General features: G+C 65.1%; 21 protein-coding genes and 1 pseudogene. 7 read left to right on the plus strand and 15 right to left on the minus strand.

Annotation, left to right across the window (positions count from 1 at the left end; all coding sequences use genetic code 11):
* Positions 1–85 precede the first annotated feature (85 nt).
* The 7 genes from coaA to hisB all read right to left on the minus strand — a co-directional run bounded on the left by coaA (position 86) and on the right by hisB (position 4,982).
* Positions 86–1,072 carry a type I pantothenate kinase gene (gene coaA, locus FJU11_RS11895; protein WP_141167282.1) on the minus strand — a complete coding sequence of 329 codons (987 nt, stop codon included), beginning with the start codon at positions 1,070–1,072 and terminating at the stop codon, positions 86–88.
* Positions 1,072–1,395, minus strand: a complete 324-nt coding sequence (locus FJU11_RS11900) for a phosphoribosyl-ATP diphosphatase (RefSeq protein WP_141167283.1) — start codon at positions 1,393–1,395, stop codon at positions 1,072–1,074. The genes coaA and FJU11_RS11900 overlap by 1 nt, the downstream gene beginning before the upstream one ends.
* Before the next feature lie 15 nt (positions 1,396–1,410).
* Positions 1,411–2,187 (minus strand): imidazole glycerol phosphate synthase subunit HisF, encoded by a 777-nt coding sequence (gene hisF / locus FJU11_RS11905; protein WP_141167284.1) that lies wholly within the window; start codon positions 2,185–2,187, stop codon positions 1,411–1,413.
* Positions 2,184–2,924, minus strand: coding sequence for a 1-(5-phosphoribosyl)-5-[(5-phosphoribosylamino)methylideneamino]imidazole-4-carboxamide isomerase (gene hisA / locus FJU11_RS11910; RefSeq protein ID WP_141167359.1), 741 nt, complete (start codon positions 2,922–2,924; stop codon positions 2,184–2,186). The genes hisF and hisA overlap by 4 nt, the downstream gene beginning before the upstream one ends.
* Entirely contained in the window at positions 2,921–3,571 is a 651-nt protein-coding gene (gene hisH / locus FJU11_RS11915) for an imidazole glycerol phosphate synthase subunit HisH (protein WP_141167285.1), read from the minus strand. The genes hisA and hisH overlap by 4 nt, the downstream gene beginning before the upstream one ends.
* 4 nt (positions 3,572–3,575) lie before the next feature.
* Positions 3,576–4,076: a DUF2628 domain-containing protein gene (locus tag FJU11_RS11920; protein WP_141167286.1), complete on the minus strand. Its 501-nt coding sequence runs from the start codon at positions 4,074–4,076 to the stop codon at positions 3,576–3,578.
* A 294-nt stretch (positions 4,077–4,370) separates the two neighbouring features.
* Positions 4,371–4,982 carry an imidazoleglycerol-phosphate dehydratase HisB gene (hisB, locus tag FJU11_RS11925; RefSeq protein ID WP_141167287.1) on the minus strand — a complete coding sequence of 204 codons (612 nt, stop codon included), beginning with the start codon at positions 4,980–4,982 and terminating at the stop codon, positions 4,371–4,373.
* Positions 4,983–5,192: 210 nt separating this feature from the next.
* On the opposite strand from hisB, the gene hslV reads away from it, so the two are divergent.
* Together hslV and hslU are read left to right on the plus strand one after the other, a co-directional pair.
* A complete protein-coding gene (gene hslV, locus FJU11_RS11930; protein ID WP_141167288.1) occupies positions 5,193–5,747 on the plus strand; it encodes an ATP-dependent protease subunit HslV in 555 nt (184 codons plus the stop codon).
* Between the two features lie 67 nt (positions 5,748–5,814).
* On the plus strand, positions 5,815–7,119 hold the full coding sequence (gene hslU, locus FJU11_RS11935; protein WP_141167289.1) for an ATP-dependent protease ATPase subunit HslU: 1,305 nt from the start codon (positions 5,815–5,817) through the stop codon (positions 7,117–7,119).
* 37 nt (positions 7,120–7,156) lie between these two features.
* Here hslU and FJU11_RS11940 read toward each other — a convergent pair whose 3' ends face one another.
* From FJU11_RS11940 to FJU11_RS11955, 4 genes and pseudogenes are all read right to left on the minus strand, one after another.
* Positions 7,157–7,555: a helix-turn-helix domain-containing protein gene (locus FJU11_RS11940; RefSeq protein WP_141167290.1), complete on the minus strand. Its 399-nt coding sequence runs from the start codon at positions 7,553–7,555 to the stop codon at positions 7,157–7,159.
* Positions 7,552–8,117: pseudogene (locus FJU11_RS11945) on the minus strand (Smr/MutS family protein). Before FJU11_RS11945 ends, FJU11_RS11940 begins: the two are co-directional and overlap by 4 nt.
* Entirely contained in the window at positions 8,114–9,202 is a 1,089-nt protein-coding gene (gene mltA / locus FJU11_RS11950; protein ID WP_141167291.1) for a murein transglycosylase A, read from the minus strand. Before mltA ends, FJU11_RS11945 begins: the two are co-directional and overlap by 4 nt.
* A 12-nt stretch (positions 9,203–9,214) precedes the next feature.
* A complete protein-coding gene (locus tag FJU11_RS11955; RefSeq protein ID WP_141167292.1) occupies positions 9,215–9,922 on the minus strand; it encodes a Tim44/TimA family putative adaptor protein in 708 nt (235 codons plus the stop codon).
* A gap of 156 nt (positions 9,923–10,078) precedes the next feature.
* On the opposite strand from FJU11_RS11955, the gene FJU11_RS11960 reads away from it, so the two are divergent.
* Positions 10,079–10,612: an FxsA family protein gene (locus FJU11_RS11960; protein ID WP_141167293.1), complete on the plus strand. Its 534-nt coding sequence runs from the start codon at positions 10,079–10,081 to the stop codon at positions 10,610–10,612.
* A gap of 93 nt (positions 10,613–10,705) precedes the next feature.
* Positions 10,706–11,215, plus strand: coding sequence for a protein-export chaperone SecB (secB, locus tag FJU11_RS11965; RefSeq protein ID WP_141167294.1), 510 nt, complete (start codon positions 10,706–10,708; stop codon positions 11,213–11,215).
* A 61-nt stretch (positions 11,216–11,276) separates the two neighbouring features.
* Here the strand turns inward: secB and dnaQ are convergent, their stop codons facing one another.
* Genes dnaQ through FJU11_RS11985 form a run of 4 tightly spaced genes read right to left on the minus strand, consistent with a single transcriptional unit; the run spans position 11,277 to position 14,016 of the window.
* Positions 11,277–11,975 (minus strand): DNA polymerase III subunit epsilon, encoded by a 699-nt coding sequence (gene dnaQ / locus FJU11_RS11970; RefSeq protein ID WP_141167295.1) that lies wholly within the window; start codon positions 11,973–11,975, stop codon positions 11,277–11,279.
* A gap of 22 nt (positions 11,976–11,997) precedes the next feature.
* Positions 11,998–12,573: a dephospho-CoA kinase gene (gene coaE, locus FJU11_RS11975; RefSeq protein WP_141167296.1), complete on the minus strand. Its 576-nt coding sequence runs from the start codon at positions 12,571–12,573 to the stop codon at positions 11,998–12,000.
* A complete protein-coding gene (locus FJU11_RS11980) occupies positions 12,570–13,424 on the minus strand; it encodes a shikimate dehydrogenase (protein WP_141167297.1) in 855 nt (284 codons plus the stop codon). The genes coaE and FJU11_RS11980 overlap by 4 nt, the downstream gene beginning before the upstream one ends.
* Positions 13,417–14,016, minus strand: coding sequence for a Maf-like protein (locus FJU11_RS11985; RefSeq protein ID WP_141167298.1), 600 nt, complete (start codon positions 14,014–14,016; stop codon positions 13,417–13,419). Before FJU11_RS11985 ends, FJU11_RS11980 begins: the two co-directional genes overlap by 8 nt.
* A gap of 549 nt (positions 14,017–14,565) precedes the next feature.
* On the opposite strand from FJU11_RS11985, the gene hemE reads away from it, so the two are divergent.
* From hemE to rho, 3 genes are all read left to right on the plus strand, one after another.
* Positions 14,566–15,603, plus strand: coding sequence for a uroporphyrinogen decarboxylase (hemE, locus tag FJU11_RS11990; protein ID WP_141167299.1), 1,038 nt, complete (start codon positions 14,566–14,568; stop codon positions 15,601–15,603).
* The gene (gene hemJ / locus FJU11_RS11995) at positions 15,600–16,166 is read left to right on the plus strand and encodes a protoporphyrinogen oxidase HemJ (RefSeq protein ID WP_141167300.1); all 567 of its coding nucleotides are present in this window, start codon (positions 15,600–15,602) and stop codon (positions 16,164–16,166) included. Before hemE ends, hemJ begins: the two co-directional genes overlap by 4 nt.
* A gap of 185 nt (positions 16,167–16,351) precedes the next feature.
* Positions 16,352–17,617 (plus strand): transcription termination factor Rho, encoded by a 1,266-nt coding sequence (rho, locus tag FJU11_RS12000; RefSeq protein WP_141167301.1) that lies wholly within the window; start codon positions 16,352–16,354, stop codon positions 17,615–17,617.
* Positions 17,618–17,646: the final 29 nt, after the last annotated feature.

Here is a 17,646-nt window from a genome sequence, read left to right on the forward strand (position 1 = left end):
ATCCGGTCCCTCCCTGGACTCTGAAGTCTCACAACCTCAGCATCCCCGGTCCGGACCGGATGGACAACCTAATGAAAGCTCACATCTAGAGCTTGCGGAGCGCCACTTCCTCGATGAGATGATCACCCCCCTTGCGCAGGATGAGATCGGCCCGCGGACGCGTCGGGAGGATATTCTCACGCAGATTTCTGAGGTTGATATCGCTCCACAATCCCTCGGCGATCGAAAGCGCTTCGTCTTCCCCGACCTGCGAATAGCGATGGAAGAAGGAGTGCGGATCCTTGAAGGCCGTTTCGCGCAGCCGCATGAAGCGATCAACGTACCAGGTGCGGATCACCCGTTCGTCGGCGTCGATGTAGATCGAGAAATCGAAGAAGTCCGAGACGAAGGGCACGATCGTCCCGTCGGCCGGCAGGTCGCGCGTCTGCAGGACGTTGATGCCTTCGAAAACCAGAATGTCCGGTCGGTCGACCGTGACGAAGGTATCCGGGACGACGTCGTAGGTGAGATGGGAATAGACCGGCGCGCGAACGTCCGGCTCGCCCGCCTTGATCGCCGAGAGAAACTTGAGCAGCGCTGCGATATCGTAGCTTTCGGGAAAGCCCTTGCGCTCCATCAGGCCGTGGTCGCGCAATACCGCGTTCGGGAGAAGGAAACCGTCGGTCGTCACGAGGTCGACCTTGGGGCTCGAGGGCCAGCGCGAGAGAAGCTCGGCGAGCAGGCGTGCCGTCGTCGACTTGCCGACGGCGACGGAGCCAGCGATGCCGATGACGAAGGGCGTCTTCGTCACGTCGGCAAGGTCGAGGAAACGCTTGCGCTGCTCGAAGAGGAGTTGCGAAGCCTCAACATGCGCCGAAAGGAGCCGCGAGAGCGAAAGGTAGATGCGCCGGACCTCGGCGATGTCCACGGGATCGTTCAGCGAACGCAAACGGTCGATCTCGTTTCCCGTCAGCGTCAGCGGCGTATCCGCGCGGAACGCGGCCCACTCGTCGGCGGAAAAGAAGCGATAGGGCGACGTGGCCCTGGATCGGGCGCGATCGTCCGTCGGGATCGCGTTCGTCGGCTGGTCCATCACTCTTCCGTCCGCGACGCCTTTTCCGCGAGGCCGGATTGCCCGGTCCGTCGCTCGAGTTCGCGAAAGACATCGGCAAGCGGCACGTCGGCGATCCGAAGCACCACGAGCAGATGATAGAGGAGATCGGCGCTTTCGGCCGCCAGCGCCTGCCGGTCGCCGCCAAGTGCGGCGATGACGGTTTCGACCGCCTCCTCGCCGAGCTTCTGGGCCGCCTTCGGCTGCCCCTTGGCGACGAGGCGTGCGGTCCACGATTCCTCGGGCGATACCCGGGCACGTTCGGCGACGCGCGATTCGAGATCGGAAAGGGTGAATTCGCTCATCGCTTCCTCGGACGGTCAGTCGAGCCGCATGGCAAGGCCGGCATCGGCCATGTATCGCTTGGCCTCGCCGATCGTATAGGTGCCGAAGTGAAAAATCGAGGCGGCGAGTACGGCGCTCGCCCCGCCCTCGCGGATGCCGGAAACGAGATGGTCGAGATCGCCGACGCCACCGGACGCGATGACCGGCACGCGCACGGCGTCGGAAACGGCACGTGTCAGCGCCACGTCGTAGCCGGCCTTCGTGCCGTCCCGGTCCATCGACGTCAGCAGGATCTCGCCCGCCCCGCGCGCCACCACCGTGCGCGCGAAATCGACGGCATCGATGCCGGTCGCCGTCCGCCCGCCATGGGTGAAAATCTCCCAGCGCGGCGGTTCGCGCTCACCGGCCACGCGCTTGGCGTCGACGGCGACGACGATGCACTGGTCGCCGAACTTGTCGGCGGCCTCCGCCACGAAATCCGGATCGCGCACCGCCGCCGTATTGATCGAGACCTTGTCGGCACCGGCCAGCAGAAGCTTGCGGATATCGGCGACCGTTCGCACCCCGCCGCCGACCGTCAACGGCATGAAGCAGCGCTCCGCCGTGCGCGTGACGACGTCGAGGATCGTATCGCGCTCGTCCGAGGACGCGGTGATGTCGAGGAAGCAGAGCTCGTCGGCACCGGCCACGTCGTAGGCGGCCGCCGCCTCGACGGGATCGCCGGCATCGATCAGATCGACGAAGTTGACGCCCTTGACGACGCGCCCGTCCTTGACGTCGAGGCAGGGGATGACGCGGTTCTTGAGGGTCATGGTGCGCTTTTTTCTCCGCCAAGCACTGCCAGAGCCTCCTTCGGCTCGATGCGCCCGTCGTAGAGCGCGCGGCCGGAGATCGCGCCGGCCAGGCGAGCGGCGTCGGGTCGTGTCATGCGCTCGACGTCGGCCATGGAGGCGAGGCCGCCGGAGGCGATGACGGGAATGTCGACGGCGTTCGCCAGTGCCAGCGTCGAGTCCCAGTTGATGCCGGCGAGCACGCCGTCGCGGTCGATGTCGGTGTAGATGATGGCGGCGACACCGGCGCCCTCGAACTTCCTCGCGAGCTCGATCGCACCGAGTTCGGAAGCTTCCGCCCATCCCTCGACGGCGACCTTGCCGCCGCGTGCATCGATGCCGACCGCGATGCGGCCGGGAAAGCGACGGCAGGCTTCCTTCACCAGATCCGGATCGCGCACGGCGACGGTACCGAGGATGACGCGGGCAAGCCCCTTTTCGAGCCAGCGTTCGATATCGGCCATCGTGCGGATGCCGCCACCGAGCTGCACCGGGTTCGTCGTCGCCGCCAGGATCGCCTTGATCGCCGCGCCGTTGACGCTCTCGCCGGCGAACGCGCCGTTGAGGTCGACGACGTGCAGCCATTCGAACCCGGCATCCTCGAACGCCTTCGCCTGGCCGGCCGGATCGGCGTTGTAGACGGTCGCGGCGTTCATGTCGCCGAGCTTCAGGCGCACGCACGCACCATCCTTGAGGTCGATGGCGGGGAAGAGGATCATGGCGCCCATTTCAGGAAATTGCCGATCAGGGTGAGGCCGAGTTTCTGGCTCTTTTCGGGGTGGAACTGTGTTCCGGCCATGGTGTCGCGGGTGACGACCGCCGTGACCGGGCCGCCGTAGTCGACCTCGGCGAGCACATCCTCGCGGCGTTCGGCGGCGAGCGCGTAGGAATGCACGAAATAGGCGTGCAGGCCGTCCTCGCCGGTCGCGATGCCTTCGAAGAGCGGGTGTTCACGGGTCAGGCGGATGGTGTTCCAACCGATCTGCGGGATCTTGAGCGCAGGGTCGTCCGGGGTCATCGCGACGACGTCGCCGGGGATCCAGTCGAAGCCTTGGCTGACGGTCTTTTCGAGCCCGCGCGTCGACATCAGCTGCATGCCGACGCAAATCCCGAGGAAGGGCCGTGCCTTCGTCTCGACGGCCTCCTTCAGCGCCTCGACCATGCCGGACACGGCATCGAGGCCGGCGCGACAGTCGGCGTAGGCGCCGACGCCCGGCAGCACGATGCGGTCGGCGCTCGCCACACGCTCGGGATCGTCGGTAAGGTCGATCTCGGCGGTAACACCGGTCTCCTTCGCCGCGCGTTCGAAGGCGCGGAAGGCCGAGCGCAGATTGCCGGAACCGTAGTCGATGAGGGCGACACGCATTCCGCTAGCTCCGATCCAGGCGACGGTTCAGGCCGAAGAGACCAAGGATGGGGCCTGTCTCGCCGCGTGGCGGAAAGGCATGCGGCACCGCACCGGTCGATCGTACGGGTATCGGTTGTGGGCTGTCGCCGGAAGATATCGGACTCGCCTCGATGCCCGCAAAGTGCATGGCTTCGGCGCTGTCGAGATCGGGAGCGAGAAGGATGTTCACCGTTCGCCAGCCGGCGCGTTCGCGTGCGAAGGCGACGATGACGCCCGCTTCGAGCGCAATGCCGAGATTGAAGAGGAGACCGATCACGAACGCCGTGCCCTGCCGGTCCGTCATCTGTCCAAGCACCGTCAGCGCCAGTGCGAGAACGGCGAAACCTGCCGCCGACAGCCACAGACGATACCGGAGGGCGAAGAGAACGGGGCTGACGAGCGCAAGAAAAGAGAAGCCGTCGCGCACGAAACGGGTGTCTTCCGGTTCGCCGTTCGGGGGTTCGATCGCGAGGTAGGTCTTCATGGCGAGATGGTCTTACGGATCGTTGCGATCATCGGTACGCATGTCGAGCGGTCCTGGTCGTCGTGTCCGGACCCGGTCCGGGTGTACGACCGACCATACCCGCGAGATCGATGACCGGATCCCGGGGTCGGGCCTGAGGGCGTCGTCCTGGGGTGGGTGCGGCGTTCCTTCATAGGATGGACGTCTTTCGCGTCGTTGTCATTCCGGCCTCGTCTCCGTCGGCGCATTTTCCGCGTCGGTACCATCCGGCCTGACGACGCGGACCGGTCCATCACCGGGCGATCCGTTCCGGCGCTACAGCGACCCCTTGGTCGACGGTATGCGCCCGGCCTGGCGTTCGTCGATCTCGAGCGCGGTGCGCAACACCCGCGCGGTCGCCTTGAAGCAGGTTTCGGCGACGTGGTGGTTGTTGGCGCCGTAGAGGTTTTCGATGTGCAGCGTCATGCCGCCGTGCTGGGCGAGCGCCTGGAAGAACTCACGCACGAGCTCGGTGTCGAAACGGCCGATCTTCGGCGAAGTGAAGGCCACGCGCCAGACGAGGAAGGGCCGGCCGGAAACGTCGACGGCGGCACGCGTCAGCGTCTCGTCCATGGCGAGGTCGAGCGAGGCGTAGCGGGTGATGCCGCGGCGCTCGCCGAGCGCCTGCGAAATCGCCTGGCCGATGGCGATGCCGGTATCCTCGACGGTGTGGTGGTCGTCGACATCGAGATCGCCGGCGACCGTGATCGTCATGTCGACGAGGGAATGGCGCGCGAGCTGTTCGAGCATGTGGTCGAAGAAGCCGATGCCGGTCTCGATGGTGGACGAACCGTCGCCGTCGAGATCGAGCGAGACGGAAACGTTCGTCTCCTTCGTTCGGCGCGTGACACTGCCGGTACGGGCCGTGCCAGGGTTCGTCTCGGCCATTCTCGTCTCTCCGTTCGCCTTCGCCGGTCCCTTAGCAAAGGTCCCGGCGAATATCCAGAAGGCCCACGCTCTGCCCGCGATATCCTGCCGCCGTTTGCAAAACCGCGAGTGCTGCTTACATAGGCCGGGACTTCGCCCCGGCCGCTGCCGGCATGGTCGGCATGAACTGCCGGCTCGGGCGCCTTTCCCGCTTCACGAAGGACGATGAGCATGAGCGAGAACGATCCCTTCGGCTCCATGCACGGCACGACCATCATCACCGTGCGCAAGGGCAACCAGGTCGTCATGGCCGGCGACGGCCAGGTGACGCTCGGCCAGACGGTGATGAAGGGCAATGCGCGCAAGGTGCGCCGCATCGGCAAGGACAAGGTGATCGCCGGTTTCGCCGGTGCCACCGCCGACGCCTTCACGCTGCTCGAACGCCTCGAAGGAAAGCTCGAGCAGTATCCCGACCAGCTGATGCGCGCCTGCGTCGAGCTCGCCAAGGAATGGCGCACGGACCGCTACCTGCGCCGGCTCGAAGCGATGATGCTCGTCGCCAACGCCTCGATCACGCTAGCGATCACCGGCCAGGGCGACGTGCTCGAACCGGAGCACGGCACGATGGCGATCGGATCCGGCGGCAACTACGCCTTCGCGGCGGCCCGCGCGATGATGGATTCCGACAAGAGCGCGGAAGAGGTCGCCCGCCACGCGATGGCGATCGCCGCCGACATCTGCGTCTACACCAACGGCAACCTGACGATCGAGACGATCGAGACTTAAGGCCGCGCGATCGCCGCACCTTCAATTCAAAGCGCCGCTTCGCCGGCGCGAACCCGGACGAGACACGATGACCACCTTTTCCCCCCGCGAGATCGTCAACGAGCTCGATCGCTATATCATCGGCCAGAAGGAGGCCAAGCGCGCGGTCGCCATCGCGCTGCGGAACCGCTGGCGGCGACAGCAGCTTCCCGAGGACCTGCGCGACGAGGTGATGCCGAAGAACATCCTGATGATCGGGCCGACCGGCGTCGGCAAGACCGAGATCTCGCGGCGCCTCGCCAAGCTCGCCGGCGCGCCCTTCGTCAAGATCGAGGCGACGAAGTTCACCGAGGTCGGCTACGTCGGACGCGATGTCGAGCAGATCGTGCGCGATCTCGTCGAGATCGGCATCGGCCTCGTCAAGGAGCGCAAGCGCCAGGAGGTCAAGGCGAAGGCGGAGTTGAACGCCGAAGAGCGCGTGCTAGACGCGCTCGTCGGCAAGACCGCGTCGCCGGCGACGCGCGACTCCTTCCGCAAGAAGCTGCGCGAAGGCCAGCTCGACGACAAGGAGATCGAGATCGAAGTCTCCGATACCGGCGGCGGCATGCCGAATTTCGACATTCCCGGCATGCCGGGCGCCAACATCGGCGTGATGAACCTCTCGGAGATGTTCGGCAAGGCGATGGGCGGACGCACCAAGACCGTGAAGACGACGGTACGCAATTCCTACGACCAGCTGCTCGCCGACGAGTCCGACAAGCTCCTCGACGACGAACAGGTGCAGAGCGAAGCGATCCGCGCCGTCGAGAACGACGGCATCGTCTTCCTCGACGAGGTCGACAAGATCGCCAAGGAGCAGGGCACCGGCGCGGGCGTCTCCCGCGAAGGCGTGCAGCGCGACCTGCTGCCGCTCGTCGAAGGCACGACCGTCTCCACCAAGTACGGCCCGGTGAAGACAGACCATATCCTCTTCATCGCATCGGGTGCCTTCCACATCGCCAAGCCGTCCGACCTCCTGCCCGAACTTCAGGGCCGGCTGCCGATCCGCGTCGAACTGCGCGCGTTGACGAAGGACGATTTCCGCCGGATCCTGACGGAGACGGAGGCGAGCCTCATCAAGCAGTACATCGCGCTGATGAAGACCGAGGACGTCTCCCTCGAATTCACCGACGATGCGGTGGACGAACTCGCCGAGGTCGCCGTCGGACTGAACGCCAGCGTCGAGAACATCGGCGCCCGCCGTCTGCAGACGGTGATGGAGCGCGTCCTCGACGAGATCTCCTACGACGCGCCCGACCATCCCGACCAGACGATCGTCATCGATGCCGAGTACGTGCGCAAGCATGTCGGCGACATGGCCAAGGACACGGATCTCTCGCGCTATATTCTTTAAGCCGCACCCAAGGCGCCCGTTGCCGTCTCGCGGACGATCAGCGGGCGCCCCGGCGCGTGGCGAGAGATGCGCCGGCCTTTTCGAGTGCCGTGTCGAGTGCCGCGTCCAGATCGTCGAGCCCGGCCGCGTCGAGGTCCGCGATGACGCGGGCAAGCCGGTTGGCGAAGAGCGTCGCCTCGACCGAGAGATCCCGCGTGTCGACAACGACGCGCGGGTCCGAGATCGCGGCCAGTCGCTCCAGCCGTTCCGCATCGTCCCAGATGATGTTGAAGAAGGCGATGACGCGCTGGGTGAACGCCCAGGACGGGCGGCCGCGTCTGCCGTGTTCCAGTGCGGACAGATAGGCCGGCGAGACGTCGAGCGCCGTCGCCATTTCCCGCTGGCTGATCCCGCGTTCGGCGCGCAGGCGCCGCAGCGCCTGACCGAAGGGGGTCATCGTGCGGGGCCCCGGCTTCGCTTGAGACGGATGTAAAGGGCGCCATCGCCACCATGACCGCGTGCGGCGGTCTCGTAACCGGAAACGATCTCGCGGAAACCGGGCTGGGCGAGCCATTGCGGCACCGCGCGCTTCAGCACGCCTTCGCTGCCGAGCGAAGCGCCCTTGCCGGTGATGACGAGAACGTGGCGCTTGCCCTCGCCATGGGCGCGGAGCAGGAACACGCGAAGCAGCCCGTGCGCCTCGGCTTGCATCATCCCGTGAAGGTCGAGCCGCGCGTCGATCGGCAGGCGTCCACGGGCGATCTTGCGGCGGACCGGCCGCTCGATCGGATGGAGCGGCGGCGCGGCAGGTCGCTTCGGCTTGCGGTCCGGGGGCCTCGGCACCGACATCGACAGGTCCTTCGGTGCGCTGACGCGAGCCTTCGGCGAACTCTCCGTCGGCATCTGCACGTCGTCCGACGGATCCGGCGCCTCCATCCGCTCTTCGAGCGGGCGTGCGGTGCGCGCCACGCGCCCCACAGGCGGCGTTCCTCCTCGCTGAGCTTGCGGCCGCGGCTCATCGGACGAGGCGCTCCACTGCCGAGGTCGGGACGAGAACGTGGAAGGTCGCCGCATGCCGCACGGCCCCGGCCCATTCGCCCGCTTGCGCGCCCGAGCCGACGAAGATGTCTCCGCGTGCCGGGCCGACGATCGCCGAGCCGGTATCCTGAGCGACCATCAGCCGCCGAAAGCCTTTGCCGTCATCGAGATGGCCGAGCTCCGGCGCATCGACATGGATCGGCGTGCCGAAGGTATGGGTCGTGCGGTCGACCGCCAAAGAACGGCCCGGCTCGAGCGCCACCTTGGCGGCTGCGATCGGTCCGAGCGCGGGATCGGCGACATCCGCTTCGCGAAAAAAGATATAGGAACGATTCTCGCGCATTAGCGCGACGGCGTCCTCGGGATGGCCTGCGAGCCAGTCGCGGATGCGGCGCATGGTGACGGTTTCGCCCTTAAGCAGGCCGCGTTCGACGAGAAGCCGGCCGATCGCCGTGAAGGGATGACCGGTCTTCGCGGCGTAAGTGATCCGACGCGTGCGGCCATCCGGATAGACGAGGCGGGCGGCCCCCTGGATATGCGCGAAGAATAGGTCGACCCGGTCGGCGGCATAGGCGATCTCCAAGTCCTGCCCGTCGAGCGCCCCGGTCTCGATCGCCGCCCGATCGTAATAGGGTTCGATGCCGGCCGCACCCCGACGGCCGAAAGCCATTTCCACCATGTCCAGCGGGCGTTCCGATTGCGCGAGTGCCACGAGATCCGGCGGACGGCGATGGATCGGATAGCGATAGGTGTCGTCCGGCGTCCCGCTGACGGCAAGGTCCGGCTCGTAGTATCCGGTCACGAAACCCGGCGCATCGATCCGGCACGGCCTGAAGTGATGCTCGAAGAAAGCCCGGGCACCGGCAGCATTCCCTTCGAAGCGGACGGCATCGTCGAAGGCTGCGGCGAGATCGGCGACGGTGATGCCGAGTTCGCCGGTTCGGTAATGTTTCACGTGAGACACGTACTCGGCCGACCGCGCAAGCGCTGCGATCGCCCTTCGCGGATCCTCTTCGGCCCATCCGGCAAGCGCCTCGAAGGCGACGGGTTCGAGACGGACCGCCATTGCCGTTTCCGCTCAGGCCTCTGATTCGGTCGCGACGAGCTTCCAGTTCGGATCGCGCGAACGCGTGTCGCGGGAAAAGCTCCACACGTCGGTGACCTCGCCGACATGGTCGGGATCGCCGTCGATGAGGTTGCCCTCCCGGTCGTAGGTCGCGGAGATAAGCTGACTGACGAGACGCAGGGAAAGGATCGCCTCCGAACCCTTCATCTCGGCATGGACGATCTTCGCCTTGTCGACGCCGACGAACGACGACTTGACGACCTCGCCCTTCGATTCACGCTCGTTCAAGGCGGTGACGAAATCGTCGTAGACCTCCTTGGACAGGAGGTTCTTCAGCGTCTTCCGGTCGGCGTCGGCGTAGGCCGATACGATCATTTCGTAGGCCATCTTGGCGCCGTCGACGAATTGCTGCGGATCGAAGGAGGGATCGGCCGTGATGATCGCGCGAAGACCGTCATTGACCTTCGTGCCCGGTTCGGCATGGGCGTTCGCGGTTTCGAGGCGCGCGGTGCTCGGGGCATTGTCGCCCTGTGCGGAGCGCGGCAACGCCACGACGTTGCCCGTTTCGGACTCGGCCTCGTTCTTGCCGCCACGACCCTGATAGGGGTTCATCGGCGGTCGCTCGTTGCCCGTGCGCCGGCCGAGGACCGCGCGCAATTGCAGGAACACGATGACCGCGGCCACGAAGAAGAGGAGCGTTATCAGATCGAAGGAACCCATTGTCACCTGCTGATTGCCATGCGCAGCGTCGTTGCCGCCTGCCTGCTTCCGATATAATCGGCACGGGCTGCTCATTCAAATCGACTGCCCAAATACCTAGATCATGGGTAACGACGGTCGACCGCCCCCTTACCTCCGGCAGAGACGGACCCACGAATGGCGTTTTCCCTCATCCCCTTCATGCTGCTCGCCCTTCCGATCGCGGAAATCGCGGTCTTCATCCTCGTCGGGCAGTATATCGGCCTCCTGCCGACCGTCGGGATCATCCTGCTGACGGCCGTCCTCGGCTCGATCCTGCTTCGCGTGCAGGGTTTCGGCCTTCTCGCACGCATTCGCGAGGAAAGCGAGAAGGGTCGCGTTCCCGGACGCGAACTCGTGCACGGCGTGATGATCCTCGTCGCCGGCGTCCTTCTTCTGACCCCTGGCTTCATCACCGATACGCTGGGTTTCCTTCTCTTCGTGCCGCCGATCCGCGACGCGGCCTGGAAGCTGCTTCGCGAGCGGATCGTGATCATGTCGGCCTCCGGCTTTCGTCGCCCGGGCAGGATGGACCCCGATGCGGGAGCGCACGGACGGCCGGGCGGGCCGAGAGGCCGGCGCGGCGAACCGGTGATCGATCTCGGGAGCGACGAGTTCGAAAGCAAGCCGGATCCGAGCTCGCCCTGGAACAGCCGCGACGATCGCGCCTGAGGCTGCCGCTTGCGGGGTTACGGGCGAAGTGTTAGGCGGACGCGACTTTCGGGTGGCGTTCGAAGCGCCGGCCCTGCGAACGCGAGGTAGAAGATGTCCGATCCGATCAACACCCCGAACGGGGGAGCCAAACCCGCCGAGAACGGCGCCGCGCAGGACGCCGCGTTCAGCGTCCTGACGCAGTACATCAAGGATCTCTCCTTCGAAAATCCGGGTGCACCGCAGTCGCTCGGCAATCGCGAGCGGGCGCCGGACATCAACATCAACGTCAACGTCAATGCGAACCCGCTTTCGGAAACGGATTTCGATGTCGTGCTATCGCTCGACGCGGAAGCGCGCGACGGCGACAAGGTCGTCTTCAAGGCGGAACTCGTCTATGGGGGCGTCTTCCGGATCTCCGGATTTCCGCAGGAGCACATGCTGCCGCTTCTCTTCATCGAATGCCCGCGCATGCTCTTCCCGTTCGCCCGCCAGGTCGTGGCCGACGCGACGCGCAACGGCGGTTTCCCACCGCTGATGATCGACCCGATCGATTTTGCGCAGATGTTCCAGCAGCGCATGGCGCAGCAGGCCGAGAGCGAGGAGACGCCGACCACGGCCTGAGCCGACCGGTCGATATCGCCTTCCGATCCAGAACCCGGCCGACGCGGCCGGGTTTTTTCGTTCAGCGGCTATAGCGCGCCCATATCGCGTTTTCGCCGAGCCGCGTGACGAGTGCTGCGTGGGCAAGTCGTTCCGCCTCGGTGATGCGCGGTGCGAGCGCCTGCGGCCGCCCGATCTCGGCGGCACCCGCCGTGCCATTTTCGGCAGCACCATCGAAATCGGCCGCATGGACCAGACCGAGCGCGGCCTGCCGGCCGCCATTCATCTCGATGAAGACCTCGGCCAGAAGCTCTGCGTCGAGGAGTGCACCGTGCTTGGTGCGATGGGCGTTGTCGATGCCGTAGCGTCGGCACAGCGCATCGAGCGAGTTCGGGCCCATCGGATGGCGCCGCCGCGCCAGCGCCAGTGAATCGACGACGATCTCCGGCAGGATTGCCGGCAACGCCAGGCGGGCGAGCTCCGCGTTCAGGAAGCCGATGTCGAAACTGGCGTTGTGCGCGACGAGATGGGCACCCTCGATGAAAGCGGTCAAATCCTCGACGATCGCCGCGAAATCGGGCTGGTCGAGCAGGAACTCGTCGGTGATGCCATGGATCGCGAGCGCTTCGGGATGCACCTTGCGCTCGCCGGGGCGAATGTAGACGTGGAAGCTACGTCCGGTCGGAAAATGGTTGTCGAGCTCGATCCCGCCGAACTCGATGATCCGGTCGGCCTCGTTGTCGAGCCCTGTCGTTTCCGTATCGAAGATGATGTGCCGCATGGCAGGCCGATCGTCCGTCTGGTCAGAGCGCTTTCAGGATTTCCTGCACCCTGGCCCGCGCGGCTTCAAGACCGTGATCGGTTTGCACAACGAAATCTGCACGCGCTCGCTTTTCCGCGTCCGGTATCTGCTTTCCGAGGATCGCCTCGAACTTCGCCTCGCCCATGCCGGGGCGGGCGAGCACGCGCGCGCGCTGCAGCGCCGGAGCGCAGCTCGTCACCACGATCCGGTCGAAATCGGCGGCGCGTCCGGCTTCGAAGAGAAGCGGAATGTCGACGAGGACGACCGGCACGCCCGCGACCCTGTGCCGTTCGATGAATTCCTTCTCCGCCTTTTCGACGAGCGGATGGACGATCGCCTCGAGACGGCGCATCGCGGCGGGATCGTCGACGACCATTGCCGAAAGGCGCGTACGGTCGACGACGCCGTCCTTCACGGTGCCCGGAAAGGCATTGCCGACCGGTTCCGCCGCCGCACCGGCATAAAGGGCATGGACGATCGCGTCGGCGCCGATCGTCGGCACACCGGCCTCCTCGAACAGCCTCGCCGTCGTCGTCTTGCCCGTTCCGATCGAGCCGGTCAGGCCGAGCACGATCATGCTTGCCCGCCGATGTCGGAAAGGACCGTCTCGCGCAACTCGGGCGTGACTTCCGGACGGCGGCCGAACCATTTCTCGAAGGCCGGAACCGCTTGATGGAGCAGCATGCCGAGCCCGTCGACGGTGACGAGCCCGGCACGTTTCGCCATGGCGAGGATTGGTGTTTCGAGCGGCGTATAGACGATGTCCGTGACGATCGCGTCCAGGGCGAGCGTCGCGAAATCGAGCGACGGTACCGGCGAGCCGCCAAGGCCGAGCGAACTGGCGTTCACGAAAAGCGCTGCTTCGTGCATGCTCGAACCGAGCTCGCTCAACGCAAACGGCGTGACGTGCGCGGCGCCGAAGCGTTCGGCAAGGGCTTCGGCGCGCGCGACCGTGCGGTTGACGAGGCGAATGTCGCGGTATCCACGGTCGAGAAGGCCGCGAAGGACTGCCCGGGCAGCACCGCCTGCACCGAGCACGACCGCCGGTCGTTCGGGCCGGCACCAGTCCGCCCGGCGCTTATCGAGATTGGCGAGGAAGCCGTGCACGTCCGTATTCGTCGCATGCAGGCGGCCGTTACGACGCCAGATCGTGTTCGCCGCGCCGAGCGCCCGCACGAGATCGTCCGGCTCGTCGACGAGGGCCGCGACCGCTTCCTTGTGCGGGATGGTGACGTTTCCGCCCAGCCATTGAGAGCCAGGATTTCGCAGCGTCTCGATGAACGCCGCCAGATCCGGCTCCGGCATATCGATGGGCTCGTACCCACCGTCGATGGCGTAGGTATGCAGCCAATGCCGGTGAATCGTCGGCGAGCGCGAATGGGCGATCGGATGACCGAGGACGAACGCCTTGCGTGGCCGTTCATCCATCGATCGCACCCATGTCGCGTAGCTTTGCAAGGAGCGGCAGCATCGGCAGGCCGACGATCGCGAAATAATCGCCTTCCACGCGCTCGAAGAGCTGGATGCCACGTCCCTCGTACTGGTAGGCGCCGACGCTTTGCAGCGCGACCTCGCCCGTCGCAGACAGATACCGGCCGATGAAGCCCGGATCGAGCACGCGCATGCGCATCGTCGCGACCTGCGAATGGCGCCATTCCACCGCCCCGCCCCGGGCAATCACGAGGGCACTGTTCAGCGCGTGGGAACGCCCGGAAAGGGCGAGCAGATGCGCACGTGCGGCTTCCATGTCGGCGGGCTTGTGGAAGATCTCGTCACCGAGGGAAAGCGTCTGGTCCGCACCGATGACGATCGCATCGGGCCGGCGCTGCGAGACGTCGACGGCTTTCGCCTCGGCAAGCACGGACGCAACGTCTTCCGGGCCGAGCCCCGTATCGGCAAGCGGTGCTTCCACGGCCCGTTCGTCGATTTGCGCCCCGATCGCCTCGAAATCGACACCGGCATTTTCGAGAAGGGAGCGCCTGAACGGGCTTTGTGAAGCGAGGATGATCGGCGAAGCCATCGGTGGTTCTCTTTCGGTCGGGCAGGCGCGCCTGCGGGCGGAAGGACCATGGCGCGCGCAATTCGCGTAATCAAGCGGACCGGCCCTCGAGAATCAGGCGTGAGTCACATGCGCCTTGCGAGCGAAAGGGACAATCGAACTCGTTCCCCCGGATTCGCTTAGCCCTGTTGAAAGCGCGGTAGGGTTGGGCATGAAGAAGGCGGCTCCCGATCGAGCCTGTGGCAAACCCAGAAATGCTCCACAACCAGGGCCGAGCGGAACCGGTTTTCCCGCCGGATCGAACACCGGGGACATCCTGCGCACGATCCAAGCCGTTTCCACCGATGTCCACAGAAAGTTCACACCTCGTCTTCCAATAAAATATTGAAATCGCTTAGCCTATTTTGTTTTCCGCATGTTCGTCGCTCGACGGCTTCCGGTTCGATCCGATGCAGAGCACTTTGACCTATCGGGGGAAAAGAGGTGGAGCGCGTTTAATCCTTGAAAGCCACCGACTCATAGAAATAGAAGCCTTTTCAAAGGAATTGTTTGATTGAAGGGGAGAAAGGCTTGGCCTCGAACCGTTCGGTGCTCCGCGTGCTTGCCGGGGAAACCGTTTCGCCGCCTCCGATCTGGCTCATGCGCCAGGCCGGTCGCTATCTTCCCGAATACCGGGCGACACGGGAGAAGGCGGGCGGCTTTCTCGATCTCTGCTATACGCCGGAACTTGCCGTCGAAGTGACGATGCAACCGATCCGCCGGTTCGGCTTCGATGCGGCGATCCTCTTTTCCGATATCCTCGTCATGGCCGACGCACTCGATCGCGGCGTTCACTTCGTGCAGGGCGAAGGCCCGCGCATGACGCCGCTTGCGCCGGCGGAGATCGATCGCCTCGACCCATCCCGGGTATCGAACCACGTCGCGCCGGTTCTGGAGGCGATCGGTCGCCTTCGCGAAACACTCGACGACGAACGAACGCTTCTCGGCTTTTGCGGAGCGCCGTGGACGGTCGCGACCTACATGATCGCCGGCCGCGGAACGCCCGAACAGGCGCCTGCCCGCCTCTTCGCCTATCGCCACCCCGAAGCTTTCGAAACGCTGCTCGATCTGCTCGCCGACGCTTCCGGCGACTATCTCGCGGCACAGATCGAAGCGGGCGCGGACGCTGTCCAGATCTTCGATTCTTGGGCGGGCGTCCTCGGCGAGGCGGAATTCGAGGCCTATGCCGTCCGGCCGGTCAAAAGGATGATCGACCGGGTTCGTGCCCGCGTGCCGGACGCGAAGATCATCGCGTTCGCCAAGGGAGCCGGCGTCTTCCTCGAGACCTATCGCCAGAAGACCGGCGCCGACGCCGTCAGCCTCGACTGGACGGTACCGCTCGACATGGCCGCGAAGCTCCAGCGCGACGGCGCGGTTCAGGGCAACCTCGATCCGATGCGCGTCGTTTCAGGCGGCCGCGCGCTCGACGAAGGGGTGGACGCGATCCTATCGGCACTCGGCGACGGGCCGTTGATTTTCAATCTCGGGCATGGGATCACGCCGGAGGCCGATCCCGCCCATGTCGCTCGCCTCGTCGCCCGCGTACGCGGCGAGGATGCCGGCCGATGACCGGACGGGCGTGTGGGAGCGAGCGATTGAACGCGAAGGCCGGCCGAAAAAGCGGCACCCAGCGTGCCATTCAGGTTGCAAGCACGATCGCCGTGCTCGCCCTCATCTCGGCGGTAGTCGCCTTTGCGAACCCGGCGCGGGTCTATCTCTGGGTGAAGGCGGCGCATGTCGTTTCTATCATCGCGTGGATGGCCGGCATGCTCTACCTGCCGCGGCTTTTCGTCTATCACAGCGACGTCGAACCGGGCTCGCCGCAGTCGGAAACCTTCAAGGTCATGGAACGCCGGCTCCTGAAGGCGATCCTGACGCCGGCAATGATCGCGACCTGGGTCCTCGGCCTGTGGCTGATCCATATCCTCTACCCGATCCCGGGCGCCTGGATCTGGGTCAAGGTCGCCTGCGTGATCGCGCTTACCGGCCTCCACGGCTATTTCGCCGGTGCCGTACGCCGTTTTGCGAGGGACGAGAACACGAGGCCGGCACGTCATTGGCGCATCATGAACGAGGTACCGACCCTCCTGATGATCGTCATCGTCGTGATGGTCGTCGTCAAACCATTCTGAGGGGTCCGGGTGTATTCGGTACGTTCGACCCCTTGCGAGGTTGCATCGGACGCGCTATTTGAATGGCTCTTCCTTCGCTTTTTAGACGTGCGTCAGGCGTAGCTCCCCGGTTTTCCAAGCAGGGCTGCTCTCATCCCGAATACGCGGCCGTCTCCTTCCCCCTTTTATCGACGTGTGGTCCCTGAATGCAGGAAATGAAGCTTCAAGAGCTCAAGAACAAGACACCGACCGATCTTCTCGCTTTCGCCGAATCGCTGGAGGTCGAAAACGCCAGCGTCATGCGCAAGCAGGAGTTGATGTTCGCCATCCTGAAACGGCTCGCGCACCAGGAGGTCGAGATCATCGGCGAGGGCGTGGTCGAAGTGCTGCTGGACGGTTTCGGCTTCCTGCGCTCGGCGAACGCGAACTATCTGCCGGGACCCGACGACATCTACATATCGCCCTCGCAGATCCGGCGCTTCTCGCTGAAGACCGGCGACACGGTCGAAGGACCGATTCGCGGACCGAAGGAAGGCGAGCGCTATTTCGCGCTGCTGAAGGTCTCGACGATCAATTTCGAGGATCCGGACAATATCCGGCACAAGGTCCATTTCGACAATCTGACGCCGCTCTATCCGGACGAGCGCTTCCGCATGGAATTGGAAGTGCCGACCTCCAAGGACCAGTCGGCCCGGGTGATCGACCTCGTCGCGCCGCTCGGAAAGGGCCAGCGCGGCCTGATCGTCGCGCCGCCGCGCACCGGCAAGACGGTGCTTCTGCAAAACATCGCGCATTCGATCACCGCCAACCATCCCGAATGCTACGTGATCGTGCTTCTGATCGACGAGCGTCCCGAGGAAGTCACCGACATGCAACGTTCGGTGAAAGGCGAGGTCGTCTCCTCCACCTTCGATGAACCGGCTTCGCGCCACGTCCAGGTTACGGAGATGGTGCTCGAAAAGGCCAAGCGTCTCGTCGAACACGGGCGTGACGTCGTCATTCTGCTCGATTCGATCACGCGTCTCGGCCGTGCCTACAACACGGTCGTGCCGTCTTCCGGCAAGGTGCTGACCGGCGGCGTCGACGCCAACGCGCTGCAGCGCCCGAAGCGCTTTTTCGGTGCGGCGCGCAACATCGAGGAAGGCGGATCGCTGACGATCATCGCGACGGCGCTCATCGATACCGGCAGCCGCATGGACGAGGTCATCTTCGAGGAGTTCAAGGGTACCGGCAACTCCGAGATCGTGCTCGACCGCAAGGTGGCGGACAAGCGCATCTTCCCTGCCATGGACATCCTCAAGTCCGGTACCCGCAAGGAGGATCTTCTGGTTCCGCGCCAGGAACTGCAGAAGATCTTCGTGCTGCGCCGCATTCTCGCACCGATGGGAACGACGGACGCCATCGAGTTCCTCATCGACAAGCTCAAGCAGACGAAGAGCAACGGCGATTTCTTCGAATCGATGAATACCTGACGGTCGCCCTCGAGAGGCGGAGCGCACCG

It is taken from the genome of Pararhizobium mangrovi (assembly GCF_006516965.1).
GTDB lineage: Bacteria > Pseudomonadota > Alphaproteobacteria > Rhizobiales > Rhizobiaceae > Pararhizobium_B > Pararhizobium_B mangrovi.

Bases quoted from the DNA above. Each gene is read 5' to 3' on its own strand.
- coaA (WP_141167282.1), bottom strand. From the start codon at position 1,072: ATGGACCAGCCGACGAACGCGATCCCGACGGACGATCGCGCCCGATCC.
- FJU11_RS11900 (WP_141167283.1), bottom strand. From the start codon at position 1,395: ATGAGCGAATTCACCCTTTCCGATCTCGAATCGCGCGTCGCCGAACGT.
- hisF (WP_141167284.1), bottom strand. From the start codon at position 2,187: ATGACCCTCAAGAACCGCGTCATCCCCTGCCTCGACGTCAAGGACGGG.
- hisA (WP_141167359.1), bottom strand. From the start codon at position 2,924: ATGATCCTCTTCCCCGCCATCGACCTCAAGGATGGTGCGTGCGTGCGC.
- hisH (WP_141167285.1), bottom strand. From the start codon at position 3,571: ATGCGTGTCGCCCTCATCGACTACGGTTCCGGCAATCTGCGCTCGGCC.
- FJU11_RS11920 (WP_141167286.1), bottom strand. From the start codon at position 4,076: ATGAAGACCTACCTCGCGATCGAACCCCCGAACGGCGAACCGGAAGAC.
- hisB (WP_141167287.1), bottom strand. From the start codon at position 4,982: ATGGCCGAGACGAACCCTGGCACGGCCCGTACCGGCAGTGTCACGCGC.
- hslV (WP_141167288.1), top strand. From the start codon at position 5,193: ATGAGCGAGAACGATCCCTTCGGCTCCATGCACGGCACGACCATCATC.
- hslU (WP_141167289.1), top strand. From the start codon at position 5,815: ATGACCACCTTTTCCCCCCGCGAGATCGTCAACGAGCTCGATCGCTAT.
- FJU11_RS11940 (WP_141167290.1), bottom strand. From the start codon at position 7,555: ATGACCCCCTTCGGTCAGGCGCTGCGGCGCCTGCGCGCCGAACGCGGG.
- mltA (WP_141167291.1), bottom strand. From the start codon at position 9,202: ATGGCGGTCCGTCTCGAACCCGTCGCCTTCGAGGCGCTTGCCGGATGG.
- FJU11_RS11955 (WP_141167292.1), bottom strand. From the start codon at position 9,922: ATGGGTTCCTTCGATCTGATAACGCTCCTCTTCTTCGTGGCCGCGGTC.
- FJU11_RS11960 (WP_141167293.1), top strand. From the start codon at position 10,079: ATGGCGTTTTCCCTCATCCCCTTCATGCTGCTCGCCCTTCCGATCGCG.
- secB (WP_141167294.1), top strand. From the start codon at position 10,706: ATGTCCGATCCGATCAACACCCCGAACGGGGGAGCCAAACCCGCCGAG.
- dnaQ (WP_141167295.1), bottom strand. From the start codon at position 11,975: ATGCGGCACATCATCTTCGATACGGAAACGACAGGGCTCGACAACGAG.
- coaE (WP_141167296.1), bottom strand. From the start codon at position 12,573: ATGATCGTGCTCGGCCTGACCGGCTCGATCGGAACGGGCAAGACGACG.
- FJU11_RS11980 (WP_141167297.1), bottom strand. From the start codon at position 13,424: ATGGATGAACGGCCACGCAAGGCGTTCGTCCTCGGTCATCCGATCGCC.
- FJU11_RS11985 (WP_141167298.1), bottom strand. From the start codon at position 14,016: ATGGCTTCGCCGATCATCCTCGCTTCACAAAGCCCGTTCAGGCGCTCC.
- hemJ (WP_141167300.1), top strand. From the start codon at position 15,600: ATGACCGGACGGGCGTGTGGGAGCGAGCGATTGAACGCGAAGGCCGGC.
- rho (WP_141167301.1), top strand. From the start codon at position 16,352: ATGCAGGAAATGAAGCTTCAAGAGCTCAAGAACAAGACACCGACCGAT.